The organism is Sphingobium sp. EP60837 (assembly GCF_001658005.1).
In the GTDB taxonomy this organism is placed as follows: Bacteria; Pseudomonadota; Alphaproteobacteria; order Sphingomonadales; family Sphingomonadaceae; genus Sphingobium; species Sphingobium tyrosinilyticum.
Window position 1 is genome coordinate 1,701,392 of record NZ_CP015986.1, and the last position, 20,677, is coordinate 1,722,068.

Consider the following 20,677-nt stretch of genomic DNA (forward strand, 5'->3'; position numbering starts at 1 on the left):
ACGATAACGCGAACCGCGAACAGGGAAGAGTACGTCATGGCAGGCGCCAAGCAGCACGATTATCATATTCTACCGCCCAGCATCTGGCCGCTTTTCGGATCCATGTCGGCGCTGGTGATGGCCTCTGGCGCGATCATGTGGCTGCATCCCGACGCCATGCCTGCGGGCGGCGGTTGGGTATTCCTGATCGGCGTCGCCGGCGTTCTGTTTACGATGTACAGCTGGTGGGCCAACGTAATTGCAGAGGCGCATGCTGGCGATCACACGCCCGTAGTCCAATTGCACCTGCGCTATGGCATGATCCTCTTCATCGCCTCTGAAGTCATGTTCTTCGTGGGCTGGTTCTGGTCCTTCTTCGACTTCTCGCTGTTCCCGAGCCAACTTGCGCCGATTGAAGGGATGTTCCCCTCCAAGGGCATCGAGGTGATGAACGCGTTTGAATTGCCCTTGCTCAACACGTTGATCCTGCTCTGCTCGGGCACCACCGTTACTTGGGCGCATCATGCACTGATTCATGGCGATCGGGAGAGCCTCAAGACCGGCCTGTGGCTGACGGTGATCCTGGGTCTGCTCTTCTCGTCGATCCAGGCCTATGAATATGCGCATGCGCCGTTCCCGTTCGGTGGCAGCCCCTATAGCTCGGCCTTCTATATGGCGACGGGCTTCCACGGCTTTCACGTTCTGATCGGTACGATCTTCCTGATCGTCAATCTGGTCCGCGTCTATAAGGGCCACTTCACTCCGCGCCAGCATTTCGGCTTCGAAGCCGCTGCCTGGTACTGGCATTTCGTTGACGTCGTCTGGCTGTTCCTCTTCGTCGCGATTTACGTGTGGGGTGGCTGGGGCGCTCCGATGCATGGCGGCTGAGCGCTGATACGTCTGAACAGTGAACGGCCGGGCTTGTCCCGGCCGTTTCCTTTTGCCGCTAGGATAATTATGGCTGTGAGGATGCTGCTGTCCGAACCTACGCTGCGCCCATTCTTTTCCAGCGTTTCCTTTCGAGTATCGACTGATATTAGTCAGACGCTCCCGCCGTCGCCGACTGTGGGCGTGATCTCAACGGAGCAGCGGCGATGAAGAATGTACGCTTTCCGCTTTTGGCCACCTTAGTAGTCGCCGCCGCCATTCTCGTCATGATCGGCCTAGGTGTGTGGCAGCTACAAAGGCGTGGCGGAAAGGAGGCCATGCTCGCGCTGGCCGCGGCCAATCCCGCCAAACCGCCAATCAGCTTTCCAGCCATGCCGCCCGTGCCGGCCGAAATGCTGTTCCGCCGTTCGTCTCTTCATTGCCTCGATGTGGTCGGATGGCAGACGGAGGCTGGCCGCGCGGCCGATGGATCGGTCGGCTATCGCTATATCGCTCAATGCTCGACCGGCGCGGAAGGCCCCGGGGCGCTCGTAGCGTTGGGCGTCGCCAAGCAACCGGACCTGGCACCCCGTTGGAAAGGCGGTCAGATAAGGGGCTGGATCTCCGAGGAGCCGGATCACCGGGCCCTTCTTTCGCGGCTTGGCGGCAATGTGCTTCCCTTACGGCCTATGCTGATTGCGGAGCGGGCTCCCGAAGGGCTGAAGTCTGTCGCTCCGCCGAGTGTCGAGGATGTGCCGAACAACCATCTCGCCTACGCGGTTCAGTGGTTTTTCTTCGCCGCTGTCGCCGCGTTCATTTACGTGCTGGCGCTGAATAGGCGGACGCCTCCCGGCGCATCGTCGTAAAAACTTGCTCCGCGGGCTTCGCACCGCTACCGCGCTTTCCCATCATGCAATATGTGAGCACCAGAGGAAGCGCCCCCGCGCTGGGTTTCGAAGATGTGACGTTGGCAGGGCTGGCGTCCGACGGCGGGCTGTACATCCCTGAAAGCTGGCCGCGTTTTCCGGAGGCCGAGATCAGAGCCCTCGCGGGTCTCCCCTATGTCGAGACCGCGGTGCGGGTCATGGCCCCCTTTGTCGCCGGATCGCTCAGCGAGGATGAACTGCGGGATCTGTGCACTACGGCCTATGGTCGCTTCAGCCACCAAGCGGTGACGCCGTTGGCGCAACTGGATCACCAGCATTGGCTGCTGGAGCTGTTTCACGGCCCGACGCTGGCGTTCAAGGACGTGGCCCTGCAACTGCTCGGCCAGTTGTTCGAGCGTTTCCTGTCGCGGCGGGATGATCATCTGACGATCGTCGGTGCGACCTCGGGCGATACAGGATCGGCGGCGATCGATGCCGTGGCGGGGCGTGATAAGATCGATATCTTCATGCTGCATCCCGAAGGCCGGGTTTCCGACGTTCAACGGCGGCAGATGACGACGGTGCGTGCACCCAACGTCCATAATATCGCGATCGAGGGCAGCTTTGACGACGCCCAATCCTTGGTGAAGGCGATGTTCAACGACGCCGCATTTTCCAAGCGCTTCAACCTGTCGGCGGTGAACAGCATCAATTGGGCCCGGCTGATGGCACAGGTCGTCTATTATTTCTATGCCGCGGTTCGTCTGGGCGCACCCGACCGACCGGTGGCCTTCTCGGTCCCCACCGGCAACTTCGGTGATATATTCGCCGGCTATGTGGCCGCTCAGATGGGCTTGCCAGTCGCCAAGCTGATGGTCGCAACCAACGTGAACGATATTCTGCATCGCGCGCTGGCTGATGGCGACTACAGCCAGGGGCAGGTCGTGCAGACGGCGACGCCTAGCATGGACATTCAGATCAGCTCCAATTTCGAGCGGCTGCTTTTCGATGCAGGCGGGCGGGATGGCACTGCGCTGGCGGAACAGATGAAGGGGTTTGAAGCGAGCCGTGCGATGCGCCTCACAAATGCGCAGCGCGCGGGTGCGGCCAAGCTCTTGACCTCGGCCCGCGTGGATGGTGACGCCATGAACATGGCGATCCGTTGGGCTTTTGACGGTTCTGGCCAGGTGATCGATCCTCACACCGCAGTCGGCCTCGCCGCAGCACGCGAGCTGGAAATCGATTCGAGCGTTCCGATCGTTACATTGGCGACCGCCCATCCGGCCAAGTTCCGTGACGCGGTCGAGCGCGCCACTGGTATCCGTCCGCCTCTGCCTGCACGCATGGGCGACCTGTTTGCGCGCGAAGAGGCTTATGCCAAGCTGCCTGCCTCCTTCGATGCGATAACCGCCTATGTCGCGGAGCGCGCTACGCCAAGGGCATGAAGCTCCATACTCTCATCGGCGAGCCTTGGGCTGATTATGGCCTGATCGACTCGGGGCATGGACGCAAGCTCGAACGCTACGGCCGCTTTCGTTTCATCCGGCCGGAGCCACAGGCGATGTGGGCGCCTGCAAGTGCCGATTGGAAGGCAGACGGGGAGTTTGTTCCCGGTTCGGACGAAGAAGGTGGCGGCCGCTGGGTGCATGCGCGACCGGTGCCTTCAGAAGGCTGGCCTCTGTCCTGGAACGAAGTCACTTTCGAAGCAAGTTGCACACCCTTTCGCCACTTGGGCTTTTTCCCGGATATGGCCCCGGTCTGGAGCTGGATGCGCGAGCAGGTCGAAGGGGTCGAGCAGCCTCACATCATGAACCTGTTCGGCTATACTGGCGTCGGCACGCTGGCGATGGCGGCTGCGGGTGCACAGATGGTCCATGTCGATGCGTCCAAGAAGTCGGTGGCCCAGGCGAGAGCCAATGCCGCTGCTTCGGGATTGGAGGATCGGCCTGTCCGCTGGATCGTCGATGATGCGGCAAAATTTGTCGCGCGGGAAGTGCGGCGAGGGCGACGTTATGACGGCATATTGCTCGACCCCCCAAAATATGGCCGTGGGCCAGATGGCGAGGTCTGGCGGCTTGAAGAAGATCTGCCAGGCCTTATCGCCAATTGCCGTCAACTGCTCGATGCAGACAGCCGCTTCCTGTTCCTCACGGTCTATGCGGTGCGCATGTCTGCGCTCGCAATCGGGGAACTGCTGAGACAAGTCTTCGCCGACCTCCCCGGTGATGTAGAGGCGGGCGAGTTGGCCGTGCGGGAGGAAGCGCGTAGCTTAGCATTACCTACGGCGATCTGGGCGCGTTGGCGGCGCTGAGCGTTAGCTGCGGCGGTCCAGCATAGCTAACCCCTCAGCCCAATCCTACCAGCGGAACGATATCGACGGGCCGCCCATTACGCCGCAGTTCGATGGTGATGCTCGGCCGTCCGGGGCCGGCGCTGCCCAGCGGATCGCCCTGGCGCACATTATCACCCACCGACGCGGACAGGCGGAGCAACCCGGTGATCAGCGTCGTCCAGCCGCCACCATGATCGAGGATCATAATCTGTCCGTAACCACGATAAGGCCCGGCGAAGACCACTCGCCCCGCTGTGGGTGCGACAGCCAGCGCACCAGCCTGGGTCACGATGGTGAGACCGCGCGATCGCACCCCGCTTTCTGACAATTCACCCATCCCGGTAACGAGTTGGCCCATGACTGGCAGCCGATAAGGCGGCGGGCCGCCCGATTGGCGTCTCAGCGTCGGGGCTGGCGCAGCCGTGAGGTCAGGGCGAGCGGGACGGAGGAGGGGGCCCGGTAGTGCCGCCAGTTCGTCACGCAGATCGCCGGCCGCCTGAAGCCGATCCATCAGATCGACGATGTCGCGTGCCCGTTCGCCAAGCGCCAAAGCACGATCGCTCTCCAGACTGGCGTTGGAGCGATAATCCTTTGCCGCCAGCCTTTTTCGGGTTTCGAGTGTCTGAAGGGCCAACTGGCGATCCCGCAGATCAGCTTGGCTCTGCGCTAAGGATCCGGCAGCTTGTTCGGCGGTTTCGCGCAGCGCCCGGCTACGTTCCAGTTCGGCGCGCAAACCCGCTGTGCGATCTTGGATGACGGGAAGGATCTGACCCAGAACGGCGCGCATGTGCACCGCATCGCTAACCGATCCGGGCTGCACCAGCGCCAGCGCCAATGGACGGCGCGCCATCATCTGAAGGGCCGCGGTCAGGCGCACGACAGGTTCCTGCTTTGCTGCAAGTCGCGCGGCTTGGGCGCGCTGCATGCGGGCGATGATCGCGATGCGTGCCTGAGCAGCCTGGATGTCAGCCTCGGCCTGCTGGATGCGAGCAGCCATGGCGGCGGCGCGGCGGCGCGCTTGATCAGCCTCATCTCGGGCGGCGCTGGCCTGCTGCTCCAGCCGTTCCGATCGCTCCCGTGCCTGTTCGGACTGAATACGGGCTGCCTTGAGCGCAGCTTGTTCGTGTTGAAGGCTGGTCTCGCCTGTGCCGCCAAGGATGAGGCCGGGCGCGGGCATGGCGGCCAGGCGCGCGGCGGCGATGAGCGCTACAATGCCGATGCCCACTGCGCCAATCGCCGACCGTTTCACCCTTGCCCCCCGTCGGCCATGTTCAGAGCCCACCAAAGCTGATTATCCGGAAATCCGGGTAGCTGTCGAGCAATGAGCGCATCAGCCTTCACGATGATAGGGGTGGCCCGTCAGGATCGAACAGGCGCGCCAGAGTTGTTCGGAGAGCATCGCGCGCGCCATCATATGCGGCCAGGTCATGGCGCCGAACGCGATCAGCAGGTTGGCATTCGCCCTGTCGGCATCATCAAAGCCGTCGGCCGCGCCGATCAGGAAGCGGCATTCGCGCGTGCCCGCGTCTCGCCATCCCTCCAGACGTCGGGCAAACTCCATGGAGCTCAGCTGCTTGCCCTTTTCATCGAGCATGACGGTGATGGTGCCCGGCTGCGCGGCCGGCAGCTTTCCGCCGCGATCGGGCAGTTCGGTAATCCTGTGCGGCATCGTCAGCCGCTTCATATAGCGATCGACCAACTCGGCTTCGGCCGACCGTCCAATCTTCCCGCGCGCGATGATATGGAGGAGCATGGCTGTGCCCCTAACCTGTCAGCGCCCGCTTGTCGAAGACCGCTTCAGGCGGTGCCAGCTACCGGCGCATCGACAAAGCCCCACATGCGCTCAAGATTGTAGAAGCTGCGCACTTCGGGGCGGAACAGGTGCACGATCACGTCGCCCGCATCGATCAGCACCCAGTCAGCGACCGGCAAGCCTTCGACGCGCGCAGAGCGGCCGGTGGCCTGCTTGATGCGTTCGGCCAGCTTCTGCGCCATTGACGCGACCTGACGCGATGAACGCCCGCTGGCGATCACCATATGGTCGGCAATGCTGCTTTTGCCTTCAAGCGGGATGGAGATGGTTTCCTGCGCCTGGTCGTCGTCGAGCGACTTTAGGACAAGGTCGTGCAGGGCGGCAACGCTGTCGGCACTTTGGGCCGTGTCGTTGGCGGGATGTGGTCTGGTCAAAAATGCTCCATTCTAGACAATCAACCGGCGCGTGAGCGGATCGCGCACGCGTGCAAGTTCATATTCGCGATGCCAGAGGGGTTTCGCCTGCCGTAGCAGGGTCGCCGATCTTGGATCAGGGCGAAAGCGCAAAAGCACAAGCGCCGGCGGTCTCCAATCCGTCCAGTCTGCACTCTGGCGCGCGGGCCGGACGAAACGCCGCAGCCAGGCCATGGCCCCAGAGCCACGGGCAGCACCATCATAACCGGGACGGGCGATTACGGCAATGGGCATATGCCGCGCAATGCCGCGCCAATCTTTCCACTGGCCGAACTGCGCCAGATTGTCGCCGCCCATCAGCCATATGAAGCGGTTCCGAGGAAAGCGGCGGGTGATCGCCCTGACCGTGTCAATCGTATAGCGGGTCCCCAGCGTCTGTTCGATCGCAGTGGCGCGAATCGGCCCGCGGCGAGCCATGTTCCGCGCGTGGCGAAGCCTTGCGGTGAGCGGAGCCATGCCCTTGCGCGGCTTGAGTGGGTTTCCTGGGGACACCAGCCACCAGACCTCGTCAAGCCGCAGAGCCTCCGCCGCGAACAGCGAAATCGCGCGATGGCCGCCATGGGCCGGGTTGAAGGAGCCGCCCAAAAGGCCAATGCGCGCCATGCTTCTAGTCAGTTTCCACTAACCCTTTGGCCGCGCGCAACCCGCCGCGGCCGCCGCGTGCCAATTGGCGTTTCAGCTCTTCGGGCGTCGGGGCGATCAGGAAACCGAAACTGACACAGCCTTCCCGCGTTTCGACCGCATGGTGCAGCCGGTGTGCCTGAACAATCCGCTTTATATAACGCGTGCGGGGCACATGGCGATGCCCGATCCGGCGGTGGACCAGAATGTCATGAAAGCCGAGGTAGATGAGGCCATAAGCGGCGATGCCCGCTCCGCAAGCAGTCGCCCAGACGCCCCAGTTCCATTGCACGCCGCCCAGCAGCAGCAGGATGGAAGGCATTGCAAAGATCACGAAATAAAGATCGTTCGCTTCCCACAAGCCGGTGCGGACGCGGTGATGGCTCGCATGCAGGAACCATCCCGGGCCGTGCATGACCCAGCGGTGCATGACATAGGCGAAGCCCTCCATTGCAGCGACCGTGGCGGCGAAGATCAGGAATGGCAAGAGGGCCGACATGGCGCTCTATATAGGGGCGTAGATGGAAGCGCGCGACCCGTAATGCCGCTTACATGAAAAAGGCCGCGACCCTGCGGATCGCGGCCCTCCTCTTCATTATCCGGATGAAATCAGAAGGAAGCGGTGATCGAACCCACCACGCCGGCCTTGCTGATGTTGCGGCCGCTCGGGCTGTAGAGCGACTTGTTGGTGTCCACATAGCTGACCCCGAAGGTCAGGTGGCTCCAAGTGTAAGTCGCGCCGACGCTCCAGTCGGTATATTCGTCACCGATCGTCAGATAGCTCGGGCCAAAGCTATGGCCGAGATGCGCCGATACGCCGATGGGGGTGTTAGGAACGCTGGCCGACAGGTCGCCTGCCACGTAGAGATTGTCTTCCTTGCCGCCGCCGATCGACAGCGCCTTTGCTTTAGGCGCATAGGCTGCGCTGAGCTTTGCGGTGGCCGGGCCGAAGGTGCCCTTGATCGAAGCGTAGGGTTCGACGAAGTCGGTGTTCGCGCCGCCCGAACCCGGATAGTAGTAATAGAGGACGCCGACATCGACGGTGGCTGCGCCAAAGGTCGTCGAATAGCCCGCAATCAGGTCGAGTTCCTGGTCGCTGCCAGCTGCGACATAATCATCGATCGACGAACCCCAGGTCGAAACATAGAAACCTGACTCATGGGTGACGGTGATGCCGCCCTGCAGCGCGAAGCGCTTGTCGGTCTGTGAGATGCCACGGAAACGGTAGTCGGTCACGACAGCGGCGTTGCCGGTCACAGTGAGCGCCGGAGTGGGCTCTTCCTGGGCAAATGCCGGAACGGAAAGAGCAGCGAGAGCGACGGCCGAGAGGCCGAGAATGGACTTACGCATTGGATTCCCCTTGGTGATGTCTGCGACAGTCCCACCTGCGTCAGGATCCCGAAGTCTCTTTTCCCATCAAGGGCCGGACCGGGTGTTCTGAACAAAGCAGGGCATGCCGCCCGTTGCCGCGCCGCACAAGAAATTATTGCTCAAATTTATTTTTTGATGCTGAAATGTTGCTAGACTGCAACAATGAGCAGAGCGGCCTCTTACCCCCGCATTTTTCGGAAGCGGAGGAGGCCAGCGTCGAGGTCGGCAATGAGGTCAGCCGGATCTTCAAGACCGATCTGCAGGCGGACCACAGGGCCTTCCGCCTGCCAGCTTGTGGCGGTGCGGTAACGGGCAGGATCAACCGGCAGGGCGAGACTTTCAAAGCCGCCCCAACTGTAGCCGATCCCGAAATGGGCGAGGCCGTCGATCAGGGCGGCACGTGATTTTTCGTCGCCGCCCTTGAGCACGAAGCTGAAGAGTCCGCTGGAGCCGGAGAAATCGCGTTGCCAATGTTCGTGGCCGGGGCAACTGGGGAGCGCGGGGTGGAGGACGCGGGCGACGTCGGGTTGGGCGGCGAGCCAGTGGGCGATCTGGAGCGCGCTTTCCTGATGGTGATTCAGGCGGACCCCGAGTGTGCGAAGGCCGCGAGAGGCGAGCCAGGCGTCGTCCGGGCTGACCATTTGGCCGAGGAGATAGGCGGTCTGGCGGATCTTAGGAAAGAGATCTGGGGTCGCGGTGACCGAGCCGAGCATGACGTCGCTGTGGCCGACAATATATTTGGTGCAGGCGAGGATCGAGATGTCGATGCCGTGGACCATGGCGGGGAAGAAATAGGGTGTGGCCCAGGTATTATCGAGCAAAGTGGCGATCCCCTGCTCCTTTGCAAGGGCGGTGATGGTGGGGATGTCCTGGACCTCGAAAGTCAGGCTGCCGGGGCTTTCGAGGAAGATGGCTCGGGTATTTTCATGAATTAAACCGCGAATTGAAGCGATTTCGGCGAGCGGGTCATAATAAGTCGTTTCGATACCGTAACTTTTTAGCATTTGCTGGCAGAAGTTGCGGGTCGGGTCATAGGCGCTGTCGACCATGAGGAGATGGTCGCCGGGTTTCAGTACCGACAGCAGTGCGCAGGCGATCGCGGCGACGCCGGAGGGGAAGAGCATCGTGCCTTCCGCGCCCGGCTCCATTTCGGTGAGCGCGTCGGCCAGGCTCCAGGCGGTCGGCGTGCCCTTGCGGCCGTAGAAGAGGCGCTCATGCGTGCTGCTGCTGGCGGCGCGGCGCAGATGCGCGACATCGTCATAGAGAATGGTCGAGGCGCGCCAGACCGGCGGATTGACGATGCCGCCGGGCTGCCCCGGCATGCCGGTCCATTCAGGCTTGCGACCGGCCTGCGCCAGCCGGGTGAGGGGCTTGCGGTCGTCGCGGTCCTTGGTCATGCCGCGGCCCCCGTCGCCTTGGGCGTGGCAGGATCGAGGCCCCATTCGGACCAGCTGCCGTCATAGAGGGTGACGTCCGTTTTGCCGAGCAGCTCAAGCCCCGCGAGCAGGATCGCGGCGGTGACGCCGCTGCCGCAGGTCGTGACGATCGGGCGCGAGAAATCCGTGCCGGCATCAAGGAAGAGCCGCCGCAGTTGCTCGCCCGTCTTCATGCTGTTGTCGGCGTTGAAGAGGCTTGCCGAGGGAATATTGCGCGAACCGGGTATATGGCCCGAGGCCATGCCGGGACGCGGTTCCTTTTCTTCGCCGGTGAAGCGGGCCGCGCCGCGTGCGTCGATGACCTGGGCGGCTTGGTCGTCGAGATTGGCGATCAGGTCGTCCTTCGTGCGCACCTGCCCTTCTGCACGGCGAGCGAGGGCGTTGCCGCGCGGGATGACGGGCCAGCCGGTTTCGGTCGGCCGTCCTTCTGCGACCCATTTGGGGAGGCCGCCGTCGAGTATGGCTGCGGCCGCGCCTACGCCATACAGGCGCATCATCCACCATGCGCGCGCGGCGCTGTGGGTCGGGCTGTTGTCATAGAGGATGATGCGGCTGTTCGTATCGATGCCTAGCGCGCGGCAGCGTTCCTGCATGAAGGCGTCGCTGGGGAGCATGCCGGGGCGCGGATCGTCGGCGTCGGCGAGGGTGGGCAGGTCGAGATAGGCGGAGCCGGGGATATGAGCGGCCTCGAACTCGGCGCGCGGGTCACGCGGAGTGCCGGGGAGAAAGAGGCTAGCGTCCAGTATCTTGAGGTCGCCTTTGCTCAGCTCTGCCGCGAGCCAATCGGTGGAGATAAGAATGTCCATGCCGCCTCTTTTCGGTGCCGTTTCCAGCTTTTTAGGGACGGGCGGAGGTGGTGGGAAGGGGCTACGGGCCCCTCTCCCGTCAGCCCGGTCAGGCGGGGCTGCCACCTCGATCAGAGTCGCATGCCTCCGATGACACCCTAAAGGGGCGAGGGAAAAGGGTCAGCTCGCCAGTTCAAGCGCGGTTGCGCGGCTGCCGGGGGAACGGAACTGGCGTGGGCCCTGGTCCATGCGGAAAGGCGCAAGGCGGTCAGCGGGTGGGGTTTTTTCCTGGCCGACGATGTAGGCGCGGCCGGTGCGGCCGGTGCCGGTGGGGGCGGCGCTCGCGTCATTGGCCCAGCGATATTGGGCGTCGAAGGCCACTAGCGGGATCAGCAGAGCGCGGTCCCCCATCTGCACCGGCGCGATCTGATCGGGCAGAAGGCGCAGTTCGCCGGTTACGCAATGGCTTTCACCCGGCGCGATCGACACGGCGGAATGGGCGGGCATGCCAGCGGCCCCGGCGAAAAATTGCTGCAGCATCGCCTGCTGACGGGTGTCGGCATTAGCGATGAGGGTGCGGATCAATATGTCGTCGGCCGCGTGCGATCCGCGATTGTGAAGCGTGAGGCTGTAGCCGATCGTCGCGCCCATCAGCGACAGGCGGGCGTTGCGCACTTCCAGCGACAGGTCGAGCCAGGGGCGATCGGTTGCCGCAGTGGCGGCTGCCGGAGGCGCTGCTGGCGTGGGAACCGGGGCTGCAGGTTTGAGCTGCGGCTTGGCTGCCGGGGCGGGTGGCCGAGCCGGCGGCGCGGGACGCGGCGGGGTCGGCGTGACGGCTGGCTGCTCGGCGAGAGGCTCCTCAACAAGGCTTTCCTCCGCCAACGTGTCGTCCCGGCGGCGGCGGAAGAATAGCCATGCGGCGAGGGCGGCCAGCAGGGCCATGCCGCCCGCGATCCAAGGCCAGGAAGAGGATTCGGCGGACGCGCTGGGTCGTGCTTTGGGGGCTGGCGGGGCGGCAATCGGCGGCGGGGCGGCGCGGGGGGCGGTGGGGGACGCGGGAGCTGACTGCGGTGCGGCCGGGGCAGGCGCCGGGCTGCTGCTTCCCGCTGGAGCTGCGGGCTCAGCGGGTTCCGGGCGAGGCGCGACGGTAGCCGGACGCCGCTCGGCCGGGGAGGGCGTCTGCGGCTGCGGTGCGGGCGGTGCGACGATCGGCGGTGGTGGCGTAACGGTGGCAGGCGGCGTTACGGGTGGCGGCGTGACAGGCGCGCCGCGGAAGACGTCAAGCTCGGGGCCCTGGCGGCTGGGGTCGGCAGGCGGCTGATTGGTGCGGGGCAGATTGAAGACGGGTTCGCCGCCCTCCTGCTCCTGAGCGAAGGAAGGCGTGGCCAGCAGCAGCGGCACGGCGGCAATGATGATGACTGGACGCAACCCCATGGGGAGCAGCCAAGGCAATGGGTCCGCTGAACGGGAGGTGAACGAGGAGGAGCATCGGCGCTGCGGTGACATTAGGCGTGCAATGACGTAGATGGCCGGTCATGACTGATACGCCTGAAACTGTAAAACCAATCCATCTTGGGCAGAGCAGCGCCTTGCCTGCTTCTCCTGAAGAGGCGGTGCTCGACTATGTGCCCAATCCGCGGCCCGGAAAGCCCTATCTGGTGCGCTTCACCGCGCCGGAATTTACCTCGCTCTGTCCCGTCACAGGCCAGCCTGACTTTGCCCATCTGGTGATCGATTATGCGCCCGGCGCGACGATCGTCGAATCGAAGTCGCTGAAGCTGTTCCTCGGCGCGTTTCGTAACCATGCGGCATTCCATGAGGATTGCACGGTGGGGATTGGCGGGCGGCTGTTTGCGGAGATGCAACCTTTGTGGCTGCGGATCGGCGGCTATTGGTATCCGCGCGGGGGGATTCCGATCGATGTGTTCTGGCAATCGGGCGAGCCGCCTGTGGGGTTATGGCTGCCTGCGCAGGACGTGCCGGGGTATCGCGGGCGGGGGTGAGCACCCTCATCCAACTTCGCCTAGCCGACAGGGTCGGCAAGGCTGCGTATCCTTCTCCCGCTCGCGAGAGAAGGATCTGGAAGGACGCGAAAGCCCTCTCCCGCTGGCGGGGGAGGGTTGGGTGAGGGCGGAGAGCTATGCTGGCTATCAGGCGTATCAATCCGAACGCCGTTCGGTTGCGACGAGACGCGACGGAATGCGAAAAGCGGCTGTGGGCGGTGCTCCGTAATCGGCAACTGGATGGCTTCAAGTTTGGGCGGCAGGCGACAATCGGTCCTTATGTCGTCGATCTGCTGCGCGCCGAATATCGCCTGATCGTGGAAGTGGACGATGGCCAGCATGGGGATGACCTTGATCTACAACGGACGCGGTTCCTGGAGCGGCAGGGATATGCCGTGACCCGATTCTGGAATCATGAGGTTATTGAGAATCTGGATGGCGTGCTCGCCAGCATCCGCAGCAGCCTTACTATTAAACAAATGAACAACAAAGTTCGACCAACCGCTTGACCGCGGGCGAGAAAGGTTCGATCCCGCAACTATCGTGGCGCTAGGCCGTTGGGGCTGCGCCGTTCTCAACGTGTCGGAGTTGCGAACCTGATGTCCTTTTCCAAAATTTCGTCCTTGTTGCTGGCGGCTGCTCCGCTGGCTTTGACCCAGCCCGCATGGGCGCAGGCGTCCGCTGGCCCTGCGCCGGGGATCACGACCCAGTTGCCGCGTGGCGCCGCGCCCCGTCATTATGCGATCGAGGTGACGCCTGACGCGGCGAATTTGAAATTCAGCGGCAAGGCGACGATCGACCTTGATGTGGCGCAGGCGATGCCGGTGCTGGTGCTGAATGCCGCCGATCTGACCATCAGTGGCGTGACGCTGACCCCTGCCAAGGGCAAGGCGATGAAGGGAACGGCCAGGATCGATGCGGCTGCGCAGACGGTGGCGCTGGATTTCGGCAAGCCGGTGGCGCCGGGCAGCTACAAGCTCGACATTGTCTATGCCGGGGTGATCAACACGCAGGCGAACGGGATGTTCGCGCTCGACTATACCGACAATGCGGGGAAGGCGAAGCGGGCGCTGTTCACCCAGTTCGAAGCGCCCGATGCGCGGCGCTTTGTCCCGAGCTTTGACGAGCCGAGCTACAAGGCGACCTTCGACCTATCCGCCATCGTGCCCACGGGGCAGCTGGCGGTCAGCAACATGCCGGTCGCGACGTCGAAGGATCTGGGCGGCGGCAAGACGCGGGTGACGTTCGGCACCAGCCCCAAAATGTCCTCCTATCTGCTCTTCTTCGGGCTGGGCGATCTGGAGCGGGCGACGAAGATGGCGGGGGCGACCGAGGTTGGTGTCATTACCGGCAAGGGGAATACGGGGAAGGCGCAGCTGGCGCTGGATGCGTCGGCGGCGATCCTGCCATGGTATAATGACTATTTCGGCGTGCCTTTCCCGCTGCCCAAGCTCGATAATGTCGCGGGTCCGGGTCAGAGCCAGTTCTTCTCCGCGATGGAGAATTGGGGCGCGATCTTCACCTTCGAGCGCGCGCTGCTGGTCGATCCACGCTTTACGTCGGAGGGGACGCGGCGGACCATTTACTCGATCGTCGCGCATGAAATGGCGCATCAATGGTTCGGCGACCTTGTCACCATGGCCTGGTGGGACGATCTGTGGCTGAACGAGGGTTTCGCCAGCTGGATGGCGACCAAGGTTACCGACAAGCTGCAGCCGGACTGGGAAATGCTGCTGACCCGCGTGGGCGGACGCGAGCGGGCGATGGCGCTCGATGCGCTGGCGACGACCCATCCGGTGGTGCAGAAGATCCATACCGTCGATGAGGTGAACCAGGCGTTCGACGACATCACCTATGAAAAGGGTGAGGCGGTCATCACCATGCTGGAAGGCTATGCGGGTGAGGATGTGTGGCGGCAGGGTATCCGTAGCTACATGAAGCAGCACGCCTATGGGAATACCGTGACCGACGACCTGTGGAAGGCGGTCGAGGGTGCGGGAGCCCAGGGGCTCGTTTCGATCGCGCATGACTTTACCAGCCAGCCGGGCATTCCGCTGGTGAAGGTGGAGAGTGCGCAGTGCAAGGGCGGATCGACTGTCCTTGCCCTGTCGCAGGGAGAGTTCAGCCGCGACCGGAAGGACAAGGCACCGCTCAAGTGGAATGTGCCGGTGATGGCGCAGACGATCGGCGGGGCGCCGCAGCGGTTGATCCTGAACGGGACGGCGTCGGTCACGCTGCCGGGCTGCGGGGCCTATGTGATCAATGCGGGGCAGACGGGCTATTACCGCTCGCTCTATCCGCAGGCGAATGTGCAGGCTCTGGTGAAGGGGTTCACGCGGCTACCATCGATGGACCAGATCGGGCTGATGGCGGATAATTTCCAGCTGGGGCTGGGGGGCTACCAGCCGATCGGGCTGGCGCTCGACATGGTGGATGCGGTGCCTGCAAGCGCGAGCCCGGCGGTGCTGGCGGAGGTGCCGGATTATCTCGACAGCGCCTATCTGATGTTGGAGGGCGACAAGGCGGCGCAGGCGCGCGTGGCCGCTTATGCGTCGCGCAAGCTGGGACCGGTGCTGGCGGGTGTCGGCTTTGATGCGAAGGCTGGTGAGGGGCCGCAGGTTCCGGTGCTGCGGTCGGCGCTGGTGGCGACGCTGGGGGGCATGGGCGACAAGGCGGTAGTGGCGGAGGCGAAGCGGCGCTTTGCTGAACCTGCCTTGCTCGACGGGCCGCTGCGCAATGTGTGGCTGCGGATCATCGGCCAGAATGCGGATGCGGCGACATGGGAAAAGCTGCGCGCCATGGCCAATGGAGCGAAGAGCGACCTGGAGAAGAGCACGCTGTTCGCTTTGCTGGGGGCGGCGAAGGATGAGGGGCTGGCGCGTAAGGCGCTGGACCTGGCGATGACCGACGAGCCGGGCAAGACGACCAGCGCGGCGATCATCTCCGCCGTGGGGGCGGAGCATCCGATGCTGGCGGTGGATTATGTGCTGGCGCACCGGGCGCAATATGAGGCGCTGATCGACGTGTCGGCGCGGAGCCAGGCGATCGCGCGGCTGGGCGGCGGATCGGCGGACCCCGCGATGGTGACGAAGCTCGACGCTTATGCCAGCCAGTATCTGACGCCGGAATCGCGCAAGGTGGTGGATCGGTCGATCTCGGCCATCAAGACGCGGATCGAGACGCGGGCCAGGCTGAAGCCCGCTCTGGTAAGCTGGTTCGCGAAGAAGTGAGGGAAGGGCGGTGGAGCGATCCACCGTCTTTTCTTGTCAGAAGGCGAGGGACGCCTGCCGCTTGAGGCGGGTGTAGAGTGCAGCGATAACGCCTGCGAAGATCAGAAGGGCGAGCGGCACGGCCCAGGGATTTTCCGCCACAAGAGCGAGCGGGGCGTCGCTGTCCGTCGCAGCGACCATCCCGGCGAAGGCGACGCCGAACAGGCTTTCCCCGACGATGAAGCCGGTCGCCATCAGCACGCCCATGCGCTCGGCAAAGTCGGGGTTGGGCTGACGCACTGCCCAGCGGTTGTAGAGATGGCCGATGACCGCGCCGACAGGGATCAGCAGGGTCAGCGCCATCGGCAGATAGATTCCCATGCCGACGGCAAGCGGGGGCAAGCGCAGCTTGCCGGCCTTCCCCAGCAGTTCGTCGATCGCGACCACCACCGCGCCGATCAGCGCGCCGGTGCCGATCAGGTTCCAGTCGAGATCGCCGCCCAGCACGCCCTTGGCGAGGGCGGAGATCAGGGCGGCCTGGGGCGCGGGGAGGGCGCTGGCCTTGGCACCCGGTGCGCCTGCGAAACCGAAGGCGCTGTTGAGAAGGTCGAGGACCGGCGGGATCACCAGCGCGCCGAAGATGACGCCGAGGACCAGCGCGACCTGCTGCTTCCAGGGCGTCGCGCCGACCAGTTGGCCGGTCTTGAGGTCCTGGAGATTGTCGTTCGAGATGGTGGCGATGCCGAAGACGATGGCGGTGACGAACAGCGCATAGGCGATCAGCGCCTGGGACTGTTTGGGATCGCCGCCCGATCCGTAGATGGCCGCGAGGATCAGCGACGCGCCCAGCACCGCGAGGATGCCGACGCCCGAAATCGGGCTGTTCGACGCGCCGATCAAGCCCGCCATATAGCCGCAGACGGAAGCGATAACGATGCCCGCGACCAGGATATAGGCCAAGGTCAGGATGAGGATCGGCACAGGATTGAGCGCGATCGGCCCGCCTTGCGCGAAATACCAGAGCAGGACCGCGATCGGCGCGAGCGAGGCGAGGATGGTGCCGCCGACAATGCCGATCGGCAAGTCGCGCTCGGTGAGTTCAAGCAGGCCGCCCTCGCCCGCCTTGCGCCGCTGTGCCGCGGCAATGGCGGAGCGGATGCCGCTGATGATCGGTCCCAATATCTTGAGTAGCGTCCAGATCGCCGCCACGCCGATCGTGCCTGCACCGATGAAGCGCGCCTTCATGCGGAAGGTGGTGCCGACCACTTCTGCGATATCGGCCCCGGCCGGCAGGGGCGAGGTGAGCCAGGGAACGAGCCCGACCCAGCTGATCAGCAGCCCCACGAACATCGCGACGCCCACCGACAGACCGACGAGATGGCCAACGCCGATCAGCGCCATGGAAAAGCTGGTCGAAAGGGATGTCGCGCCGCTGCCGAACTTGAAAAAGGTCGCCGCTTCCTCCGCGATCAACTTCGTCTTGGCGATGATCGAGAAGGCGGCGGCGGCGAGCGAACTCATGATGATGGCGGCGAGGCCGCGTTTATTTTCTTCCAGCCCCTCGCGCGATCCTGCGCCGACTTTCAGCACTTCGGCGGCGGCGACGCCTTCGGGATAGGGCAAGTCCGAACCCGTCACCAGCGCGCGGCGCAACGGCACCGAATACATGACGCCCAATATGCCGCCCAACGCGATGGTGAAGGCGGACAACCAGTAGGGAAAGCCGGTCCACCAGCCGATGATGACGAGGCCGGGCAATACGAAGATGATCGCCGACAAGGTGCCCGCGGCCGAGGCGATGGTCTGGACAATATTATTTTCCAGGATCGTGCCCGTCGCGAAGAGCCGCAGCACGGCCATCGAAATGACGGCCGCGGGGATCGATGTAGCGAAGGTCAGGCCGATCTTGAGGCCGAGATACACATTGGCCGCGGTGAAGAGCAGCGTGATGAGCGCGCCTAATATGACGCCGCGAAGCGTCAGCTCCGCCATGGGCGCGGCCTTGGCCGAATCAGTCGTCACCAGCGTCTCCCCCTCGGGTGTCTTTTACAGATGTATGGTAATAATGTTGCCGGACCGTGGATCAATCGGAAAGTGAGGCATGGTGGACAGAGGCCGATGGCCGCACGCTCTGACCCGCGGCAGAGGCCATTTCCTTTCGGTCGAGCCAACCGTCCACCAGACTGTTCCACCGGCTATAGCCGCGCGCGTTCATGTGAAGTCCGTCGGGTCCGAACAGCGAGGCGTCCGGCAAGCCGTCCCGCGCGAGCAAGGCGCTGCCCACGTCGAGATAGTCAAAGCGCCCGACCCGGCTTCGCGCCGCGACCGTCATGTTGACGGCCGCCATCTTCGGCCAGAGCGTCCAGCGGATGGGGCTGGGTTTAAGAGACAGATAGGCGATGCGCGCCTTGGGATAGTCGGCGCGCAGCCTCTTGAGCAGCGCCAGCACGTCATGCGCCACCGCCCCAGGCGTCGCGCCGCCTGCCAAGTCATTCTCCCCCACATAGACGAGCACCGATTGTGGCGCGGCGCGGGGGAGGAGGCGGACGTAATAATGGAGGACGTCGCGCGTCGTAGCCCCGCCGAAGCCGCGATTGAGGGTGCCCCTGTCGGGAAAACTGCCGCCGGTATTCCAGAGGCGGATGCTGGAGCTGCCGAGGAAGAGGACAGCGCCTGGCGCAGTTGCGTCCACCTCATTGGCTTTGGCGAAAGCGGCGATTTCGTTGGAGAAGGGAAAGACAGGATCGGCATTTACGCGCGGCGCTTCCGACGATCCGGGCGTCTCCGTCTGCGCGACTGCCAGCGCCGGTGCAAGCAGCGGCAGGACGAGAGCCGCGAGCGATCGTCCGGACGCTCGCCTCGACCCGCGAACCTCAATGCCGATGAAGCGACCGCAATTGATATTTACCGTTGGCATAGGTGCCGAACATCCCCGCAATGGCCGGATGGTCCACAGGCTCCCCGCTATCGTCGGCGAGCAGATTCTGCTGGCTCACATAAGCGACATAGCTGGTTTCGCCATTTTCGGCGAGGAGATGATAGAAGGGCTGATGCTTGTCCGGCCGGGATTCTTCAGGAATGGCCCGATACCACTCCTCGCTATTGGCGAAGACGGGATCGATGTCGAACACGACGCCGCGAAAGCCGAAGCGGCGATGTTTGACGACATCGCCAATGCTGAAGCGCGCATGGACAACGGGCGGTGCAGTGATGTCGGCTCCGAAAATTGCGGTCGTGTCGGTCATGATGGCAATTTAGGACGCTCGCGCCTTGTTACAAGAAAAATACGGTCCTGGCCGCTTGGCAAGCCGACGATCATTCGCTAATGGCCGCCGCTCGACCGGGTCGGCGCATGCTGAACCTTCTGCGGAGAGGTGGCAGAGTGGTCGAATGCACCGCACTCGAAATGCGGCGTGCCGGCAACGGTACCGAGGGTTCGAATCCCTCCCTCTCCGCCACTTAAGCATCCAACCGGATCCAAGGGCATCCATAAAATCCCGTATTAACGGGATTTTAGGCGATTCGCGTGTCCAAGCGCATCCAGCGATATCCAGCCCAAGCCAGCGGCATTTGGGGGCATTTTGGGGGCATCGAATTGAGGATTTGGGGGCATGCTGACTGACGCTGCAATTCGAAAGGCGAAGCCTAGGGACAAGGACTACAAACTTGCCGATTCTGGGGGGTTGTATCTGTTCGTAACGAAAACCGGCCACCGCAGCTGGCGGCTCAAATACCGCTTCGCAGACAAAGAGAAGCGCCTCGTGTTGGGAAGCTACCCCGATCTGTCGTTGGTCGAGGCTAGGGGCATGCGGGATGACGCCAAACGGATGTTACGAGACGGCCGCGATCCGGTGATCGAGGCGAAGAAGCGCAAGCTCGCCAACGTGGCTCAGATGGAGAACACGTTCGAGAAGGTGGGCAGGCAATGGTATGCCGATCAAGTAGCTCGTTGGAAACCTGTACATGCGGCCGATGTCATCAACAGTCTGGAGCGAGATATTTTTCCTGCCATTGGAGGGCTTCCCATAACCGACATCGACGAGCCCCTTCTCCTCGCCACACTCAAAAAAGTTGAAGCGCGAGGGTCTATTGAGACCTCTCATCGCTTACTCCAGCGGTGTTCAGCGATATTCAAATATGGCAAGGGTCTCGGTGCGTGCCGCGAGAACCCTGCCGCTGATATGAAGGTCAGCCTAAAGGCCGTTCCCCCTGCACGCAGGTGGCCTGCGCTGACGGAGATGGATGAGATTCAGGCGCTGATTCGTGCCGTTGATCGCTCGGCCTCTCATCCGATTACCCGCCTCGCATCAAGAATGATGGCGCTGACTGCTCAGCGACCAGGGATGATTCGAACCGCGCCCTGGAGCGAATTCGAGGGCATCGATTGGGATAAGCCAGATGAGCGTGCCGATAGGCCGCTGTGGCGTATCCCGGCTGCCCGGATCAAGCTCATGCTCGTACTCCGTGAAGATGAGGTGTTCGAACATATTGTCCCGCTTTCGCACCAAGCTGTGGAGGTTCTTCGTGTCGCCCGTCTTCTTTCGGGTCGCGGCCCCTTAGCGTTTCCTGGGGCGCGCAGCGGCTTGGAACCGTTGAGTGAAAATGCCGTCGGATATTTGTACAATCGGATCGGGTATAAGGGGCGTCATGTCCCGCATGGATGGCGTTCATCCTTTTCCACCACGATGAATGGCCTGGTGGAGCGATCGCACCCAGGTTCAGATCGTCTCCTGATCGACCGGCTCATTATCGACCTAATGCTAGCGCACATCCCGGCAGGGATGTCTGGTAGCGAACTCATCTATAATCGTGCGGCTTACATGGAGCGGAGAAGGGAGCTGGCGCAAAAATGGGCGGATCTAATTATGGAGGATCAACAGTCTGCTTCGGTGCTCTTGAGCGGCCCAAGGAGGTCTAGGGCTAACACACGTTGAGTGCGGTTAGGGGCAATCTTGGCGGCGAAGCATCTTCAATTTTTCGTG

Annotated in this window: 20 protein-coding genes and 1 tRNA gene; 9 read left to right on the forward strand and 12 right to left on the reverse strand. The window is 63.3% G+C overall.

Going from position 1 to position 20,677, the window contains the following annotated elements; genetic code table 11:
• Positions 1-36 precede the first annotated feature (36 nt).
• The 4 genes from EP837_RS08325 (at position 37) to EP837_RS08340 (ending at position 4,023) form a co-directional block, all read left to right on the forward strand.
• Complete coding sequence (locus EP837_RS08325) at positions 37-867, forward strand: cytochrome c oxidase subunit 3 (protein WP_066526326.1); 831 nt, start codon at positions 37-39, stop codon at positions 865-867.
• A 206-nt stretch (positions 868-1,073) separates the two neighbouring features.
• Positions 1,074-1,712, forward strand: coding sequence for an SURF1 family protein (locus EP837_RS08330; RefSeq protein ID WP_066526328.1), 639 nt, complete (start codon positions 1,074-1,076; stop codon positions 1,710-1,712).
• Positions 1,713-1,756: 44 nt separating this feature from the next.
• The gene (gene thrC, locus EP837_RS08335) at positions 1,757-3,157 is read left to right on the forward strand and encodes a threonine synthase (protein WP_066526329.1); all 1,401 of its coding nucleotides are present in this window, start codon (positions 1,757-1,759) and stop codon (positions 3,155-3,157) included.
• Positions 3,154-4,023 (forward strand): class I SAM-dependent methyltransferase, encoded by an 870-nt coding sequence (locus tag EP837_RS08340; RefSeq protein ID WP_066526331.1) that lies wholly within the window; start codon positions 3,154-3,156, stop codon positions 4,021-4,023. The genes thrC and EP837_RS08340 overlap by 4 nt, the downstream gene beginning before the upstream one ends.
• Positions 4,024-4,057: 34 nt before the next feature.
• Here EP837_RS08340 and EP837_RS08345 read toward each other — a convergent pair whose 3' ends face one another.
• From EP837_RS08345 to EP837_RS08385, 9 genes are all read right to left on the reverse strand, one after another.
• Positions 4,058-5,293, reverse strand: a complete 1,236-nt coding sequence (locus EP837_RS08345) for a murein hydrolase activator EnvC family protein (protein WP_066526332.1) — start codon at positions 5,291-5,293, stop codon at positions 4,058-4,060.
• A gap of 81 nt (positions 5,294-5,374) precedes the next feature.
• Positions 5,375-5,797: a 23S rRNA (pseudouridine(1915)-N(3))-methyltransferase RlmH gene (locus EP837_RS08350; RefSeq protein WP_066526333.1), complete on the reverse strand. Its 423-nt coding sequence runs from the start codon at positions 5,795-5,797 to the stop codon at positions 5,375-5,377.
• A 44-nt stretch (positions 5,798-5,841) separates the two neighbouring features.
• A complete protein-coding gene (rsfS, locus tag EP837_RS08355; protein WP_037462830.1) occupies positions 5,842-6,231 on the reverse strand; it encodes a ribosome silencing factor in 390 nt (129 codons plus the stop codon).
• Between the two features lie 12 nt (positions 6,232-6,243).
• Positions 6,244-6,873, reverse strand: a complete 630-nt coding sequence (locus EP837_RS08360; RefSeq protein WP_066526336.1) for a nicotinate-nucleotide adenylyltransferase — start codon at positions 6,871-6,873, stop codon at positions 6,244-6,246.
• Between the two features lie 4 nt (positions 6,874-6,877).
• Complete coding sequence (locus EP837_RS08365) at positions 6,878-7,390, reverse strand: sterol desaturase family protein (protein WP_066526337.1); 513 nt, start codon at positions 7,388-7,390, stop codon at positions 6,878-6,880.
• 110 nt (positions 7,391-7,500) lie between these two features.
• Entirely contained in the window at positions 7,501-8,241 is a 741-nt protein-coding gene (locus tag EP837_RS08370) for a TorF family putative porin (RefSeq protein ID WP_066526340.1), read from the reverse strand.
• A 200-nt stretch (positions 8,242-8,441) separates the two neighbouring features.
• On the reverse strand, positions 8,442-9,659 hold the full coding sequence (gene metC, locus EP837_RS08375; RefSeq protein ID WP_156518433.1) for a cystathionine beta-lyase: 1,218 nt from the start codon (positions 9,657-9,659) through the stop codon (positions 8,442-8,444).
• The gene (locus EP837_RS08380; RefSeq protein WP_066526345.1) at positions 9,656-10,504 is read right to left on the reverse strand and encodes a sulfurtransferase; all 849 of its coding nucleotides are present in this window, start codon (positions 10,502-10,504) and stop codon (positions 9,656-9,658) included. Before EP837_RS08380 ends, metC begins: the two co-directional genes overlap by 4 nt.
• Before the next feature lie 159 nt (positions 10,505-10,663).
• On the reverse strand, positions 10,664-11,917 hold the full coding sequence (locus EP837_RS08385) for a PVV-CTERM domain-containing choice-of-anchor G protein (protein WP_066526347.1): 1,254 nt from the start codon (positions 11,915-11,917) through the stop codon (positions 10,664-10,666).
• A gap of 101 nt (positions 11,918-12,018) precedes the next feature.
• On the opposite strand from EP837_RS08385, the gene queF reads away from it, so the two are divergent.
• The 3 genes from queF to EP837_RS08400 all read left to right on the forward strand — a co-directional run bounded on the left by queF (position 12,019) and on the right by EP837_RS08400 (position 15,716).
• Positions 12,019-12,486 carry a preQ(1) synthase gene (gene queF / locus EP837_RS08390; protein ID WP_066526352.1) on the forward strand — a complete coding sequence of 156 codons (468 nt, stop codon included), beginning with the start codon at positions 12,019-12,021 and terminating at the stop codon, positions 12,484-12,486.
• 137 nt (positions 12,487-12,623) lie between these two features.
• Positions 12,624-12,995 (forward strand): endonuclease domain-containing protein, encoded by a 372-nt coding sequence (locus tag EP837_RS08395; RefSeq protein WP_066526355.1) that lies wholly within the window; start codon positions 12,624-12,626, stop codon positions 12,993-12,995.
• Positions 12,996-13,085: 90 nt separating this feature from the next.
• Positions 13,086-15,716: a M1 family metallopeptidase gene (locus tag EP837_RS08400; RefSeq protein ID WP_066526358.1), complete on the forward strand. Its 2,631-nt coding sequence runs from the start codon at positions 13,086-13,088 to the stop codon at positions 15,714-15,716.
• Positions 15,717-15,752: 36 nt separating this feature from the next.
• Here the strand turns inward: EP837_RS08400 and EP837_RS08405 are convergent, their stop codons facing one another.
• The 3 genes from EP837_RS08405 to hspQ form a co-directional block, all read right to left on the reverse strand.
• On the reverse strand, positions 15,753-17,687 hold the full coding sequence (locus tag EP837_RS08405) for an OPT family oligopeptide transporter (protein ID WP_380803460.1): 1,935 nt from the start codon (positions 17,685-17,687) through the stop codon (positions 15,753-15,755).
• Between the two features lie 91 nt (positions 17,688-17,778).
• A complete protein-coding gene (locus EP837_RS08410) occupies positions 17,779-18,612 on the reverse strand; it encodes a GDSL-type esterase/lipase family protein (RefSeq protein WP_066526360.1) in 834 nt (277 codons plus the stop codon).
• Positions 18,569-18,940 carry a heat shock protein HspQ gene (gene hspQ / locus EP837_RS08415; RefSeq protein ID WP_066526367.1) on the reverse strand — a complete coding sequence of 124 codons (372 nt, stop codon included), beginning with the start codon at positions 18,938-18,940 and terminating at the stop codon, positions 18,569-18,571. Before hspQ ends, EP837_RS08410 begins: the two co-directional genes overlap by 44 nt.
• A 123-nt stretch (positions 18,941-19,063) precedes the next feature.
• Between hspQ and EP837_RS08420 the strand changes: the two genes are divergently transcribed.
• Both EP837_RS08420 and EP837_RS08425 read left to right on the forward strand, forming a co-directional pair.
• Positions 19,064-19,153 (forward strand) — tRNA-Ser (locus tag EP837_RS08420).
• A gap of 153 nt (positions 19,154-19,306) precedes the next feature.
• Positions 19,307-20,629: a tyrosine-type recombinase/integrase gene (locus EP837_RS08425; protein WP_066526368.1), complete on the forward strand. Its 1,323-nt coding sequence runs from the start codon at positions 19,307-19,309 to the stop codon at positions 20,627-20,629.
• Positions 20,630-20,677 lie beyond the last annotated feature (48 nt).